Annotated in this window: 16 protein-coding genes; 10 read left to right on the top strand and 6 right to left on the bottom strand. The window is 37.2% G+C overall.

Annotated features, from left to right (window positions below; translation table 11 throughout):
* Positions 1-199 precede the first annotated feature (199 nt).
* Positions 200-814 (bottom strand): C39 family peptidase, encoded by a 615-nt coding sequence (locus EV197_RS06850; protein WP_130285981.1) that lies wholly within the window; start codon positions 812-814, stop codon positions 200-202.
* 470 nt (positions 815-1,284) lie between these two features.
* Here EV197_RS06850 and EV197_RS06845 point away from each other — a divergent pair, with 470 nt between their 5' ends.
* Positions 1,285-1,659 carry a hypothetical protein gene (locus tag EV197_RS06845; protein ID WP_130285980.1) on the top strand — a complete coding sequence of 125 codons (375 nt, stop codon included), beginning with the start codon at positions 1,285-1,287 and terminating at the stop codon, positions 1,657-1,659.
* Between the two features lie 34 nt (positions 1,660-1,693).
* On the opposite strand, the gene EV197_RS06840 is transcribed toward EV197_RS06845, so the two are convergent.
* A complete protein-coding gene (locus tag EV197_RS06840) occupies positions 1,694-2,491 on the bottom strand; it encodes an SH3 domain-containing protein (protein WP_130285979.1) in 798 nt (265 codons plus the stop codon).
* 191 nt (positions 2,492-2,682) lie between these two features.
* On the opposite strand from EV197_RS06840, the gene EV197_RS06835 reads away from it, so the two are divergent.
* The gene (locus EV197_RS06835; RefSeq protein ID WP_130285978.1) at positions 2,683-3,342 is read left to right on the top strand and encodes a response regulator transcription factor; all 660 of its coding nucleotides are present in this window, start codon (positions 2,683-2,685) and stop codon (positions 3,340-3,342) included.
* Between the two features lie 477 nt (positions 3,343-3,819).
* Complete coding sequence (locus tag EV197_RS06830) at positions 3,820-6,123, top strand: N-acetylmuramoyl-L-alanine amidase (RefSeq protein ID WP_130285977.1); 2,304 nt, start codon at positions 3,820-3,822, stop codon at positions 6,121-6,123.
* 87 nt (positions 6,124-6,210) lie between these two features.
* Here EV197_RS06830 and EV197_RS06825 read toward each other — a convergent pair whose 3' ends face one another.
* The 4 genes from EV197_RS06825 to EV197_RS06810 all read right to left on the bottom strand — a co-directional run bounded on the left by EV197_RS06825 (position 6,211) and on the right by EV197_RS06810 (position 8,181).
* The gene (locus EV197_RS06825) at positions 6,211-6,600 is read right to left on the bottom strand and encodes a rhodanese-like domain-containing protein (protein WP_130285976.1); all 390 of its coding nucleotides are present in this window, start codon (positions 6,598-6,600) and stop codon (positions 6,211-6,213) included.
* A 9-nt stretch (positions 6,601-6,609) separates the two neighbouring features.
* Positions 6,610-6,918 (bottom strand): rhodanese-like domain-containing protein, encoded by a 309-nt coding sequence (locus EV197_RS06820; protein ID WP_130285975.1) that lies wholly within the window; start codon positions 6,916-6,918, stop codon positions 6,610-6,612.
* 90 nt (positions 6,919-7,008) lie between these two features.
* Complete coding sequence (locus EV197_RS06815; RefSeq protein WP_130285974.1) at positions 7,009-7,635, bottom strand: thioredoxin family protein; 627 nt, start codon at positions 7,633-7,635, stop codon at positions 7,009-7,011.
* 15 nt (positions 7,636-7,650) lie between these two features.
* Positions 7,651-8,181 (bottom strand): TlpA disulfide reductase family protein, encoded by a 531-nt coding sequence (locus EV197_RS06810; protein WP_130285973.1) that lies wholly within the window; start codon positions 8,179-8,181, stop codon positions 7,651-7,653.
* Positions 8,182-8,419: 238 nt separating this feature from the next.
* On the opposite strand from EV197_RS06810, the gene EV197_RS06805 reads away from it, so the two are divergent.
* The 7 genes from EV197_RS06805 to EV197_RS06775 all read left to right on the top strand — a co-directional run bounded on the left by EV197_RS06805 (position 8,420) and on the right by EV197_RS06775 (position 14,318).
* Positions 8,420-8,878, top strand: coding sequence for a MarR family winged helix-turn-helix transcriptional regulator (locus EV197_RS06805; RefSeq protein ID WP_130285972.1), 459 nt, complete (start codon positions 8,420-8,422; stop codon positions 8,876-8,878).
* A gap of 37 nt (positions 8,879-8,915) precedes the next feature.
* A complete protein-coding gene (locus EV197_RS06800; protein ID WP_130285971.1) occupies positions 8,916-9,482 on the top strand; it encodes a YceI family protein in 567 nt (188 codons plus the stop codon).
* 241 nt (positions 9,483-9,723) lie between these two features.
* Positions 9,724-11,121, top strand: a complete 1,398-nt coding sequence (locus tag EV197_RS06795; protein ID WP_130285970.1) for an anthranilate synthase component I family protein — start codon at positions 9,724-9,726, stop codon at positions 11,119-11,121.
* A 103-nt stretch (positions 11,122-11,224) separates the two neighbouring features.
* Positions 11,225-11,797 (top strand): anthranilate synthase component II, encoded by a 573-nt coding sequence (locus EV197_RS06790; RefSeq protein ID WP_130285969.1) that lies wholly within the window; start codon positions 11,225-11,227, stop codon positions 11,795-11,797.
* A gap of 34 nt (positions 11,798-11,831) precedes the next feature.
* On the top strand, positions 11,832-12,827 hold the full coding sequence (gene trpD, locus EV197_RS06785) for an anthranilate phosphoribosyltransferase (RefSeq protein WP_130285968.1): 996 nt from the start codon (positions 11,832-11,834) through the stop codon (positions 12,825-12,827).
* Between the two features lie 55 nt (positions 12,828-12,882).
* Complete coding sequence (trpC, locus tag EV197_RS06780; protein WP_130285967.1) at positions 12,883-13,668, top strand: indole-3-glycerol phosphate synthase TrpC; 786 nt, start codon at positions 12,883-12,885, stop codon at positions 13,666-13,668.
* On the top strand, positions 13,665-14,318 hold the full coding sequence (locus EV197_RS06775) for a phosphoribosylanthranilate isomerase (protein ID WP_130285966.1): 654 nt from the start codon (positions 13,665-13,667) through the stop codon (positions 14,316-14,318). Before trpC ends, EV197_RS06775 begins: the two co-directional genes overlap by 4 nt.
* The last annotated feature ends 11 nt before the right edge of the window (positions 14,319-14,329 follow it).

Genomic DNA, 14,329 nt, shown 5'->3' with positions numbered 1-14,329 from the left:
GTCGTGGCTATGAGTAGTGCGGGCGCAAACACGCACTTTCCTTTCGGTTGGGCACAGAGCCAAAACCTTGTTTTCTGTTTTTTTACCTTATTATTTCAAAAAGCCAAAACAAAGTTTTGGCGGTCTTTGCAAATTAGCGATTTCTTTTAGGTTAAGCACCTAATCCCGCATTACTTATAGCCGTTGTTACCTGCTGGCTTTAATTGTAGTCAGTAAAAGTTACGGTATGTGTCCATTTTAATTTGTAGTTGTAGCCCCATCCTGAAACCAATCTTGGATATGCAATCGTGTAACCATCTTCATAGCCGTAATCATTAAAAAATCCGAGTGCAGGGTCATAAACTTCCAACATAGCACCTTCTCCTTTATAATATTGATTTCGGAAATAACCATAGATTATAACAAAATGTCCACCATATTTACTTTCGACCCTTATTAAAACTGGATTTCCATTATCCAATTCATTTTTAATCGATTTCCAATCAGTTTTGCCTTTTACACTTTTCACGCCTACATTGAAATGCGCTAACATTTTAGGGAAACGGTCAATTGAGTTTTGCTGATTACAAGGTGATGGGTTATTACAGCAATTAAAATTGAATTCTTGAGATGCTATATTACAGCTTGTATAATTACTGTTGCGATAATAGTTTCCGACCATTGCAATAGATGCGGCCCAACACCAATTTGATTGTGGTTGTTTAATATGTGTAACTGGTAGTTTGGCTTCTTCAATTATTCTAACTTTTTCTTGGCTAATTGAAAATCCACTCCAAAATAGTAAGATAAAATATAAAATTTGATAATATTTCATAATGTTGTTTTTAGATTGCAGGTAACAAGTTTATAAACCCAATTGGGTTTATTTCTATTATGTTTTGTTAGTACAAACGGTTATAAACATTTATGACCAATTATAATTGGTGTTCCCGCTTGCTGTTAAAGCTAAGATATAAAAATTATAAGCTCATATAGATTTGCAGCTATCGTCCTTATTAACTGGTTTATAAACACTACAACCGCACATTAGGCACCAATTGTACATTTTTCCACTCCAACTCGCGGCTTACTGTTATGAACTATTATTTTGTGAATATCATTAAATAACCAATAATTTACAATGCGTTTTATAAGTTAAATCATCATACTTCTATCAAATTTTTTGTAGATTATCAATTAATTGTAGGATTAAAATAGAAGGTTAACTTTATTTTGATAATTTGAACTTTGGATATGAATTATTAAAAACTAATCTATAATAAATCTGAGTTAAATAGATCCTTTATGAGAAATTTAGTGTTGATTGGATTAATAGTTCTTTCAATTTCTTCCTGTGACAAAACCAAGAAGTATACGTATGTTGAAATAATTGAAAAGAAAGGTCTTTTTGGTGATATTAAGCAAGAGGAAAAGGACACTTTGGTGATCACCGCGAAAACAGACTCAATTGCTTATTTAAAAGTATACCGAAAATTCTGTATAGCAAAAATGGCCGTTGAAGATGTCAAAAAAGTATTAGGATCAGTTAGTTCAAAACCTATTAATTTTAAGTTGTTAGATGAAAAGGGTAAAGACATCAGTTTTATAATAAGTTTCGATAAAAAGGATTCTCTTGAAAATAATATTCGAACAAAAATCTTTGAAATTGACGTACAATGATAGTGGATTATGTGATTGGTAAATAATCTTATATCTATTCTAACCGAACATTAGGCACCAATTGTCCGTTTTTCCACTCCAACTCGCGGCTTACTTTTTTCACTTCTGTCCAATTCGTGGCTTCGTCTTTATATTCGCCGATTTCTTGTTGGTAGATAATTTTATTGGGGATTCCGTTCTCGTCTTCCGGAAAAATGAGTTCCTCCTCTGTCCAAAAAATAACAGCTTCAGACACCTTAGCGACTTCAAAGGCTTTGATCCAACGATTTGCCACCTTAAAGAAATAAATACCTCCTCCATTAATGCCGCAAGCTTCTGCCAGGTAATTGATGTACAAAATCTGGTCTACCCCAGACACTCCCTTATTATCATAGAGCTCAATAGAAAAATCCGCTGTGGCCAAGGGTACTTCGTAGGCGGTGTATTTTTGATCCTGATCCACCACTCTATATAAAACTGAATACGCTTCTTCTTCTTTTTGATAGGCAAATAAGAGCTTAGTATCGCCAGCTACCTTATGGTCTATGGCGATCAATCCACCTAACACATACCCTAACTGATCCTTGTACCTGACTTTATAAAAAGGTGAGGACATTCCGTGATACACTAAGGTTTGATCTGTTTTTTCTAACACAGTAACTGCCGTACCTATGGCTAAGAGGTTTAACACCTCAGCATTAACATCGGGTTGTGCTCTAAACTTTACCTGATCACCAAACAGATAATGGGTATAGCCCAACTCCAGGTCTTGATACGGACTGTGGTAGGTTCTTCTATCCTGAGCATATAGTACTGTAGTCAAAAGTAATACTGCACATACCATTTTTTTCATAGCAATACGATTTAGCAATGGTTTAAAGATAAACACATTGTGAAGAATCCATGTATGGTTATCCAAAAAAACATATAGCTACCAATTCCTACACTGGAAAATAGTGGCACACAAAAAGTAAACTATTTTCTAAATTTAGTTTTGTACCTTTCTGCTACTTTAATTTCCCTTACACAGAAAAACCCTTAGGAATGAGAGAATTTGATGTGATTGTTGCCTATGAAGATCCCTTAAAGCGACTCGGTATCAAAGCTATGCTTGAAGCCCCTAAAGACCTTAAATTCAACCTCTATGACGAAATTAGGGATTTAGAACAACTCCGAAAGGTCATTGTATCGCTACAACCTGATTTTATTGTGATCGACGCCACACTAAACGCTGACCAATCTGGCATTCAATTGGCCGAATACACCCGCCGGCATTCGCCCAGAACTAAAATTGTGATGATGACCTTTAGCCTGGATGAGCAATTGGTGCAAACCTTACAAGATTTAGAGATCAAATGGGTGGTCTTTAAAGCAGAAAGCGTGGAAAACATAAAAAAATGTGCCTGGCGGGCGATCCACAATCAACCTTACATTAGCAAAGTATTCCGAGACGATTGGTATCAGGATCTGGTACCTGTGGCGCTTAAACCCAATGAATATTTACGTAAAACTCTATCCAAAACTGAGATCAAAGTGTTAAACCAGGTGGCCCTAGGCAATACCAATAAACAAATTGCCGAGTATTTATTTAAAAGTGAAAAAACGATCAAAAACCACCGCCATAATATTTGCAAAAAATTGAATATCAGCGGCTCCAATGCTTTATTTAAATACACTATGAAACTCAAAGATGTGTTTCACTAAAATTGGGCACATGTACCTAATTTTTTAGTTGTACGGGTTAGTATATTCGTCCTACACATAAATCATCAACTAAACTAACGCTTATGACACACCCATTACCCTACACTTAGTAATTGCTTCTTCTTTTATACTACAACACCCTAGATTATGACCCTGACAGTGGCGTTTTGGGATTATAGCCGCTGCTAAACATCTATTTGTTATGCAATATAGATGGTGACAACTCAATAACAAACTCACAATAAATGAAAACGAAAACATCCCTATTGGTGCTGGCATTTATGCTCGGTATCCCTCCTTTTTTTGCCCAACGCGTACCAAGTGTTCGCATTCTCCCTACTACTTTTTGATAACAGCTATTTTTTATGGATAAAAAATAGCATTCATTATAAAGAAAGCTATGTTTCAAGAGGTGCAATACTGGTGAATAGTAACCCACCAAAACTCACACACAATTAAACACTAAAACAAACTCTTATGAACCATATAAAATATATAATGGTAATCGCTGTAGTGCTTTCATCGTCGCTATACGCCCAAAATTCTAAATTCAAAGGCGAAGAAGCCTCAGAAAAAACGATTAATCTTGGCTCTAAAGAAGCCCTGGTAAACGAGGCCACATTTAAAATTGAAGACCAAGGCCTTGTTATACCTAAAGCTACAAAACCACAAGAACTTTTACTTAAACCCATCGCTATGGGTTTAGTTAAACCTCAACCCTTTATTAGTAGTCATCTTGAACTACAAGGCAGGCAACTCAATCACGATCTGATCACTATAAAATACCGTACTTCTAAAAAAGGAAAGCGCTGGTCGTCTTGGAAGGAACTGCCTTTTGAAGGGCATACGGATAAACAAACTGAAGAAAAGCTAATTTCTTCTTTATTCTATATGGATAAATCCACTAAATATATTCAGTATAGTATCCATCTAACCCCAACAAAAGAGATCGTTTTACAAAACATTCAGCTCAAACATTACAGTCCTGGAGCTACACCCAAAAAATTGCAGAAAGAAATAAATAATACTGCAGCGCAAAGCAAAGCGAGTTGTGCTAAACCCGCAGTGGTATCCAGATCGCAATGGGGCGCCAGACCACCCAGAAGTAGTTTTCCTACTTCAAAAGTGACACATCTAATTGTGCATCACGAGTTTGGTTCCAACTTTAGTAGCGATTGGGCTGCGAGAGTTCGCTCGGTACAGAATTTTCATATGAACTCTAACGGATGGTCCGATATCGGATATAATTTTTTAATAGATCCAAACGGAGTCATCTATGAAGGTAGAGCTGGTGGAGATAGTGCCGTAGGCGCTCATTTCTGTGGCCGCAACCGCAATACCATGGGGGTCTGCATGCTGGGAAATTATAGCAGTACAACCCCTAAAGTTGCAACCCAAAACTCTTTAAAAAAGTTATTGGCCTGGAAAGCGAATAAAGAAAATATTAACCCTACCGGTTCTTCTTATCATTACGTGATTAACGGATCCTTAAAAAATATATCAGGGCACCGAGATGGGGGCGGCTGTACCGCTTGTCCCGGAAATGGAGGTTATGCCATCCTCCCCAGTATTAGAACCGGTGTACAAGCATTGATCAACAATGGCTGTTCCGGCGACGGTGGCGGTAGTACTGATACCCAGGCACCTTCTACTACCATAACGGCTACTGGCGGTAGCACGCAAACCGGAGATTTTACTGCTAACTTCAATGATACCGACAATATTGGAGTAACACGCCGCTTCTACCAGGCGCTTGAAAAATACGGAGAGCAGTGGTATGCCAATCGTAATAATGGATTTTTTAATGATAATTTTAATGTATTCTACGGCGGATACACCTTAGGAGCAGGAAACTGGTCCATCAGTAACAGTCATCTACGCCAATCCAATACCTCATCTGACAATACCAAGCTGAGCAGTTATGTGGCTCAGAACTCTGGTTTGCCTTATCTCTATGAATTTGCCGCTAAAGTGGAATCTACCTCAGGGCCTAGGAAGTTTGGAATCCACATTATGGCGGATGATGTAACTCAATCGCAAAGAGGAAACTCCTACCTGATATGGTTTAGCGGAGAAGATAATAAAGTCCGCATCTACGAAACCATAAACAATGTTCTCAATTATAGAGCGATTGGCGATGTACCCCAGGATAATAATTGGGCAAATTATAAAATTACGTATAGTCCTGCTTTTGGAGTGATTGAAGTGTTTAAAAACAACATTTCGGTACTAAGATGGACAGACAGCACTCCTATCAGCAGTGGAAGCTCCATATCGCTTAGAACCAATACTACTATTGTAGAATTTGATGACCTTAAAGTTTATAAATTTAGAGCAGGGAGCTCGTTAATCATTACAGCAGGAACGGCATTCAATAAAGACCTCCGTAGGCGAAATGGCAAAATCAAAAGCCTGGTCAGGGATGCCGCTGGTAATTGGTCCTCTCCAGGTAATTTTGATGTAACGATTAGCAGCTTAACCAAGCAAAATCTAGAAGATGACACCAAATTAGTTGACAGTAAAATAGTATTGTACCCTAATCCTTCGGATGGCACCAAATTAATCCTGGACTATACCTCGTCGATTACAAATGAAGCTTTGAAAATTTCGCTACTGGATGTAAATGGTAGTCGATTAAAAACAAAACAAATGGATTGGAAAGGTTCGCAATCGCAAGAGATCGATTTAACAGAAATGGTAAATCAGTTAGCTGCTGGGGTTTATTTTATACGTGTAGAAAGTAGAAAAGATGCCCAAACTACAAAGCTACTTATACAATAAATTAAATACACCTTTTGCCCCACAAAATAAAAAGACCGTTCCATAAAGATATGAAACGGTCTTTTTTATATGATCCATCTAATACAATTACTGCACCAGATCTTTTCCTTTATATTTCCATTCGGTTATCCCACCATTGAGATCGTAGATTTTGGTAAATCCAGCTTTTTTCATGTAAGAGGCACATTTGGCGCTTCGACCACCTTTACCACAGTATACAGCTACAGGTTTACTTTTATCTACCTGTTCAATAAGCTCTTCAAAATTATCGTCTAAAAAATTGATATTCACGGCACCGTAGATATGCCCTTCTGCATATTCTTCAGGAGTTCGTACATCAATCAATTGCACTTTACCTAACTCTACCAAAGAATCCATTTCCTCTGCAGTGATAAGTTCTACTTCTTTTGAGGTTTGACGATCTTGACACCCTAGGAAGCTTCCTAAAACCATCAAGACAATTACGATTTTTTTCATATGTTTTTTCTATTCAGCAACTTCGCCTTCCCAATTCATAAAACCTCCTTCGAGATTATAGGTTTGGTCAAATCCCATTTGCTGCATTAGTGCACAGGCTTGTCCACTACGTGCCCCAGATCTACAGTATACAAAGTAAGTCTTAGACTTATCTAATTTTTCAATTTCGTCAAGAAAATCCTGACCTTTGCGTATATCTATGTTAATCATACCAGGAATATAACCGTCCTCCACTTCTTCTTCTGTTCTAACATCCAGAATCACTGCATTATCAGTATCTTGTAGTAAGGTCGACCACTCCTCTTGAGATTTATCCATTGCGTTTTTATTATAAAAATTAAATACTCTTATATACTACAAATATAAGAGTACCTATGGTATTATAAGATGAAATTAAAAAAATTTTCGTTATGCCTTAATACTACAGCCGATCGCTTTAGTTTCCTTTACAGGCACTTCTTTACCGCTAAGCAAAGCATCTACAGCATCCTCGACATACTTGTCTGTAGCCGCTGCTGCATCCTTATAATTATTGTCAATGGCTCCAATGTACCGAACAATATTACCCTTGTTTGTTTTTTCTAAGATATAGACGTGTGGGGTTTTAGTTGCTCCGTATTGTGGGTAGATTTTTTGACCATCATCAAAAAGGTAAGGAAACGTAAACCCTTTTTCTTCAGCTCTTACAATCATATTATCAAAGCTGTCATCTGGGTATGATTTAGGATTATTTGGATTAATTGCGATTACCGGATATCCTTTGGTTTTGTATTTTTGATCTAAGGCAATAATACGATCCTCATAGGCCACTGAATAAGGGCAGTGGTTACAGGTAAATATGACGATAAATCCCTCTGCATCATCATAATCCGCCAAAGACACCATCTTTCCATCTATATTTTTCAAAGAAAAATCAGTAGCAACATCTCCAACTGTATAACCACCATCTGTACTTTCTACCGATACTTTCTCGATCGCAAAAGCACTAATAGCGATAACTAACGCTAATCCGACTAAAATTTTTAATGTTTTCATTTGTATTTAAGTTATTTATAAATCAAATTTACTCAACTCCTTCTCCAATTCGTTGTAGGTAAAAGAGCGTTCGTAAAATTTACTTTTATTATCTTTATATATTATAGTGGCAGGTATAGCCCCTGACCATTCTTTATCAATTTTAGGTATCCAGCTATTCGCATCTGGGTCGTCCAACAACAACACTCTACTTTCTAAGTTTTGATTACGAACAAAAGGAATTAACTTTCCATCTACGTTACTTGGCAAATCGAGACTTACTAAAATTACCTCTACCTGATCTTTGGGATACCGTTTGTTGATCATTTCAAAATAAGGTAACTCCGCGACACAAGGCTTACACCAGGTAGCCCAAAAGTTGATAACGCGTACTTTACCATCCTTAATATTCAACAAAGGCTGAAAACCATCAAAATCATAAGCAGGGATCTCAATTCCGTTGTTACGATAAACTTCTGTTGCAGTTAATGTATTTTTCTTTTCTTCCTTACAACTTAGACAAAAAACTAAACTTAATGCTACATATAAAATTCTGTATCCCGTCATACTACTAAAGTATCAAAATTGCGTATTTGCGTAAAGAAAATTAACAGCACTTAAAGACTATTTTAAACATTTATAACTGATTTCCTAAAAAATTCAGTTTCACGGAGTTCCCTTCCTTTATACAAGTATAATAGTAAAGTTTAGGTAAACTATATTTTTAACAAAGAATTAATATGCTCCGCAGAAGCTACAAATGATTTTCAACATATATTTGTACCTACAACAATTGTTTATACAAATGAAAATTGAAGAGATCATAAAAACTAGTGTTGATTTACCTTTATCCAAAAAAGTGATTATTAATTTAATCTATACCGAAAAATGGATTCAGGAACAGATCTCTTCTGTGCTTAAACCTTTTGATATTAGCATTCAGCAATTCAACGTACTTAGAATTCTTAAGGGTCAAAAAGGTAAACCCGCTAATTTATCTACGATACAGAATCGTATGGTAAGTAAAATGAGCAATACCACCCGACTTGTCGATAAATTAATTCAAAAGGAATTTGTTAACCGACAGGTTTGTCCAACCAACAGGAGAAAAGTAGAAATAACGATCACCCAACAGGGACTTGATTTTTTAGATACAGTAAGTCCTGTGATGAACGATTTTGAAAATGAATTAACCTCGGCGCTAACATCAAAAGAATTGAGCCAATTGAATACGTTATTAAATAAATTAAGATCAGAAAAATAAATAGTAATTCATAAACACAAATAAATACATAAATAAAATGAAGAATACATTGAAACCATTCGTTATCGCCTTAGCGATTGTAAGTACTACTACAACTTTTGCTCAAAAGAAAGAGATTAAAGCTAGTGAAAGTTCTATAAACTGGACCGGTAAAAAAGTTACAGGTTCTCATGAGGGGACGTTAGCTTTTGAAAATGGGTATCTAAACTTTGATGGCGATAAGATCACTGGTGGAGAGTTTGTCGTTGATATGACAACTTTAGCCGTTACCGATTTAGAGCCAGGCAACGGAAAAGAAAAATTAGAAGGACACCTTAATTCTGATGATTTCTTTGGAGTTGCTGATCACAAAACCGCTAAACTAGTGGTAAACAAAGCCAAGAAAAGTGGTGACACTTATAAAGTTATGGGAGACCTAACTATTAAAGGTAAGACTAACCCAATTACATTTGACCTTAAAGTAGATGGCGCTACTGCTACTACTTCACTAAAAGTAGACAGAACAAAGTATGATATCAAATACGGATCAGGTAGCTTTTTTGACAACTTAGGAGATAAAGCGATCTATGACGATTTTGTACTGGATGTAACTTTAAAAATGTAATTATTTTTTGTTTTTAAATTAAATTAATTTATATATTTGACCATCAATAAAACAAAAATGAAGTTAATCGTAGCAAATAACTGGTGGTGGATATCTCAAAACGTAAATGTCGTGAGGTAAACAGCTATTTGTTATAACCATATAAAAAAAAGGCTTGTCAATCACGACAAGCCTTTTTTGTTTTTTAAGATCAAAACAAACACAAATTAAATCAACCCCAGCGGTTAAAAAGTAAATTAAAATGAGCTACACATTACAAACGCACTACAAGCAAATACTGGCAGATACCATTACGCCAGTAAGCGTTTATCTTAAAATAAGAGACAAATACCCTAATAGCCTACTCCTGGAGAGTAGTGATTATAGGGGTAATGAAAATAGTTTCTCTTACATCTGTTGTAACCCAATCGCTACGTTTACTGTAGTGGATGAAACCATCTACCAAACATTTCCAGACAAAAAGACCGTTGAAACACCGGTAACAGATGCGACAGCAATACCGCTGGCTATACAGGAATTTGCTAGCAAATTTAAAACCACAGAAAGCCCATTTAAATTTATTAATAACGGCTTATTTGGCTATATCGCTTACGATGCTGTACGGTATTTTGAAGATGTAGCCATTTCCAAAAAGCCAGGGTCGCTAAACATTCCTGATATACAATACAGTGTTTTTCAAAACATTATTGCTATCAATCATTTTAATAACGAAGCCTATATATTTGCACACTGCTATGAGTCTGCAAATAACATTGCAGAAATCGAATCGCTCTTACAGGTCAAAAACTTTGCCTCCTATACTTTTGAAACCGTAGGCAACACCACTTCAAACCTTGATGACGAACAATACAAAGAACACGTCACCTTAGCTAAGCAACACTGTCAGCGAGGTGACGTTTTTCAATTAGTACTTTCCAAGCGTTTTTCACAGTCGTTTAAAGGAGATGAGTTTAATGTTTACCGTGCCTTGCGCAGTATCAATCCTTCTCCTTACCTATTCTACTTTGACTATGGAGATTTTAAAATTTTTGGAAGCTCACCTGAGGCGCAACTTGTGGTGCACCAAGATACAGCAGAGATCCACCCAATTGCAGGTACCTTTAAACGAACGGGTAATGATGAAAAGGATGCCGCACTAGCCAAAAAATTATCTATGGATGAAAAGGAAAATGCAGAGCACGTAATGCTTGTTGATTTAGCACGCAATGACCTCAGCAGAAACGGCACCAACGTTACTGTAGATACCTACCGCGAGGTTCAGTTCTTTTCGCACGTCATCCACCTGGTCAGTAAAGTTACTGCAACCAAAGATCCAGAAGCCAGTACGATGCAGTTGGTAGCAGACACCTTCCCCGCAGGGACACTAAGCGGAGCACCAAAACATAAAGCCATGCAGCTTATCGAAAAATACGAAACGGTGAATCGCGATTTCTATGGAGGAGCCATAGGATTTATGGATTTCAAAGGCAATTTTAATCACGCGATTATGATTCGCACCTTTCTTAGTAAAAATCATCAACTACATTGGCAGGCAGGAGCAGGATTAGTCAATGAATCCATTGAAGAAAACGAATTACAAGAAGTATATAATAAACTAGGCGCTTTAACAAAAGCATTACAATTAGCAGAAGAAATATAATTAGGGTGTTACCCCGATACATCGGGGTCGGGCTTTCGGCAGTCGCTTTCTGTAAAGAAGAGCTCCAACAAAGCCTCAATCCCTAACACAATACAACACAATAATGAATACAAAAGTATTAGTCATCGATAATTACGACTCCTTTGTTTACAACCTGGTCCATTACCTAGAGGATTTAGGGTGTGATGTCGTAGTCAAAAGAAATGATCAATTTGCCCTCTCTGAAGTGGCAGATTTTGATAAAATATTGCTGTCGCCTGGTCCGGGAATACCAGATGAAGCAGGATTATTAAAAGACGTAATTCAACAATACGCTCCTACCAAGAGTATTTTGGGCGTTTGTTTAGGGCAACAAGCGATTGGTGAAGTCTTTGGCGGGTCATTGATCAATTTAGCAGACGTATATCACGGAGTAAGTACTCAGATTACCCTAACAGTACCAGATGAGCCACTCTTCCAAGGGTTAAAAAATTCTTTTGAGGTAGGACGGTATCACTCGTGGGTAGTAGCAGAAAACGATTTACCAGAAACCTTAGAGATCACATCAAAGGACGATAACGGTCAAATTATGTCCCTACGTCACAAAACCTATGATGTTCGCGGAGTTCAATTTCATCCAGAATCTGTACTTACCCCAGATGGTAAACAAATGCTGCACAACTGGGTGAATTTGTAACACAATTAAGATTTTTACAAAACATTTTACGATTATGAAAGAATTACTCAATAGACTCATCAACCACGAAACCATCTCCAAAGAAGAAGCCAAACGCGTATTGGTCAACATTTCTAAAGGAGATTATAACCAAAGCCAAATCGCTGCCTTTCTTACCGTTTATATGATGCGTAGTATTACCATCCATGAATTAGAAGGATTTAGAGATGCCCTGCTAGAACTTTGCGTTGCGGTGGACCTCAGCGATTATAACCCAGTTGATTTATGCGGTACTGGTGGCGATGGCAAAGACACCTTTAACATCTCTACGCTCTCCTCTTTTGTAGCTGCAGGAGCAGGTATCAAAGTAACCAAGCATGGTAATTACGGAGTCTCGTCCACCTGTGGAAGCTCTAACGTTATGGAACATCTGGGTATTAAATTCAGTAATGACAAAGATTTTTTACAACGCTGTATCGACAAAGCAGGGATTTGCGTATTGCACGCACCACTTTTTCATCCTGCGATGAAAAATGTAGCCCCAATACGACGCGAATTAGCTGTTAAAACGTTTTTTAATATGCTAGGTCCGATGGTAAATCCAGCATTTCCTAAAAATCAAATGGTTGGTGTATTTAATCTAGAATTGGCACGTATGTATGGGTATTTATACCAAAACACCGATAAAAACTTTACCATTGTACACGCCTTAGATGGGTATGATGAAATCTCCCTTACCGGAAATACCAAAACCATATCCAATACGAGTGAAAGTTTACTAAGCCCAAAAGATTTTGGTGTAGCAACACTTAAACAAGAGGAAATTGCCGGTGGCGATTCCGTAGCGAGCTCCGCTCAGATTTTTATGGATGTACTTAGCGGTAAGGGAACCGAGGCGCAAAATAATGTAGTCTGTGCTAATGCCGGTATGGCAATCGCCACTGTCGAACAAATTACCCCTGCCGAGGGTTTTGAAAAAGCAAAAGAATCCTTACTTTCTGGCAGCGGATTAGAAGCCTTGAATAAAGTGTTGGCCTTAAGTAAAAACTAAAGTTAATTTGTGATTTCAGCGAAGGATTAAATCCTAAATAACGAAAAACGAAACAATGAATATACTAGATAAAATAGTAGCAGACAAATACATCGAAGTGGCTTTAAAACAAAGCCTCATCCCTGTTAAACAATTAGAGGCTTCGGTTTTATTTGATAGTCCTACCACCTCTTTGGCTACAGCTTTAAAAGCCAGCAAAACCGGTATCATTGCAGAACATAAGCGCAGATCGCCTTCTAAATCGATCATTAATCAAAATGTAAATGTATGGGATGTGGCTCAGCATTATGCCGATGCAGGAGTAGCGGGGATGTCCGTGCTAACTGATAGTAAGTATTTTGGGGGTTCATTAGAAGACCTGTTGTTAGCAAGATCCAGCACTCATTTGCCATTGCTGCGCAAGGAGTTTATCATTGATGAGTACCAACTCATTGAAGCCAAAGCACACGGGGCGGATGTCATTCTATTGATTGCAGCCATATTAACGAGAGATAAAATCAAAGCATTATCAGAATTTGCTAAGAGCCTTAATTTGGATGTTTTGTTAGAAGTACACAACAAAGAAGAACTGGATAAATCTCTAATGCCATCGCTTGATATGTTAGGGGTAAACAATAGAAACTTAAAAACATTTGAAGTCAGTACAGCGATAAGCAAAGAATTAAGTGAACATATCCCAGACGATTTTGTAAAGGTATCCGAAAGTGGAATTAGTAGTATTGAAGCCATCAAAGATTTAAAGCAATACGGCTATGAAGGATTTTTGATCGGCGAAAATTTTATGAAAACGGATGATCCTGGATCAAGTGCTACGGAATTCATAAAAAAACTAGCGCTATGAAACTAAAAATCTGTGGTATGAAATACGAAGAAAATATGGCTCAGGTAGCTGGATTACACCCGGACTATCTTGGTTTTATTTTTTACGAAAAATCTCCCAGAAATTTTGACGGAACAATCCCACAATTACCTAAGCGTATTAAAAAGGTTGGTGTTTTTGTGGATGCTTCTTTGGGTTTTGTTGCAACTCAGGTAAGACAGTATGGCTTTGATGTAATTCAATTACACGGAGAGGAATCGCCAAAATATTGTACGGATTTAAAAGCACTGCTACAGCTACACGGATTAACTCCACAGCTATGGAAAGTGTTTTCTATTAAAGACAGCTTTGATTTTAATATACTCCAGCCTTACGAAGGACTAGTGAATGCCTTTTTGTTTGATACCAAAGGAAAAGCAAAAGGGGGTAATGGTTATGTTTTTGATTGGTCTGTGTTGACAGATTATCCTTCTACTACTCCATTTATACTTAGTGGTGGCATCGGAGTAGAAGAAGTTACTGCGCTTTTATCGTTTTTAGAAAAACCAGCGTCGGATTATTTATACGGCATTGATGTAAACAGTAAGTTCGAGGATGAACCAGGAATAAAGAATATTGAAAAGTTACAACAGTTTAAAAATTTAGTTACCATAAACTCGCGTGAGGGATAGCAGCGGCATCC

The sequence above is a fragment of the Aquimarina brevivitae genome (genome assembly GCF_004216895.1).
GTDB lineage: Bacteria > Bacteroidota > Bacteroidia > Flavobacteriales > Flavobacteriaceae > Aquimarina > Aquimarina brevivitae.
This window is presented reverse-complemented; position numbering and strand designations above follow the sequence as displayed.